This is a genomic window from Microcoleus sp. Pol12B4, from assembly GCF_036701385.1.
Lineage (GTDB): Bacteria > Cyanobacteriota > Cyanobacteriia > Cyanobacteriales > Microcoleaceae > Microcoleus.
In genome coordinates this window covers 1-1,042 of record NZ_JAUBQR010000479.1, presented here as the reverse complement: position 1 = coordinate 1,042, position 1,042 = coordinate 1, and the positions used below count along the sequence as shown (strand labels likewise).

2 protein-coding genes are annotated in these 1,042 nt (G+C 46.4%); both read right to left on the bottom strand.

Going from position 1 to position 1,042, the window contains the following annotated elements; genetic code table 11:
• The coding region (locus tag QUA38_RS29190; RefSeq protein WP_333168050.1) for a methyltransferase family protein at positions 1–389 on the bottom strand (389 nt) is incomplete at its 3' end.
• A 140-nt stretch (positions 390–529) separates the two neighbouring features.
• The coding region (locus QUA38_RS29185; RefSeq protein WP_333168048.1) for an amidohydrolase family protein at positions 530–1,042 on the bottom strand (513 nt) is incomplete at its 5' end.

Here is a 1,042-nt window from a genome sequence, read left to right as displayed (position 1 = left end):
GCCATCGGCATTGGTGGTTGAGCGCCACCGATTAATTTCATGCGAAGCAGATCCAGATACCATTCATGGGGAGGGCAAAACCCCGTATAGTAAAATGGGCTATCTGGAATCATGTATGTTTTTGCCAGCTTTGTCAGGCCAAACCGTCCATCTTTCTGTCTTTCTAGTAATCCAAATGCGGCAAGAACTGCGATGAAAGCTTCAGAGATTATAGGTGTAATTTTGAGGTTTTTGGCAGCATCTTCAATTGTTTGTGGTGCTTCGTCTATCAGCTTAAATAGATTGATTTCTTGCGCTAATGTTATTACTGGCCCGATGATTCTAGAGCAACTTAGATCGAACAGTAAACGCTCATCAACTTCTGGAACGGGAAACGGTTCGTTGACCATATTATAGCTAGGGGCTAGGGGAAGAATGGGGTCGAATCAATGCTTTCAGGAATTAAGCAAAATTGTAGGTTGGGTTTCGCTCAACCTAACCTACAATTCTGAGATCGAACAGTAAATGCTCATGTTTATCTTCGTGCCCTTCAACTGATCCCGTAGAAACGAGCCGGATTGTCCCACAAAATCTTTTCTACAGTTCCCTGGGGCAGTTGTCCCTCAAGAGCAACTACTTGCTCGACAATATCCGATTCGTATTCTCCATGAGGATAATCAGAACCAAATAGGATGTTATCGGAGCCGATATACTCAATAACTTGAGATAAGTGTGGCTCCGAAGGCTCCATAGAAACAAAACACTGACGGCGGAAATACTCGGAGGGCTTCATCTTCACATTATCGGCCACTTCCCAGCGCGAACTCTCGTATTCTCGATCGAGCCGCCACAACCAATAGGGCAACCACCCGCATCCTGACTCCAAAAAGCCCACTTTGAGTTGGGGATGGCGTTCGAGAACACCACCTTCAATCAATGTTAGCAGAGCCATCATTTGTTCCATTGGATGGGAACAGGCACGTAAGGCAAAGCGAGTATTAAAGCGATCGGCCCCAGCAGTAGGCAGACGGCTAGGAGTTCCCTCGTGAATGCCAACGGCGAT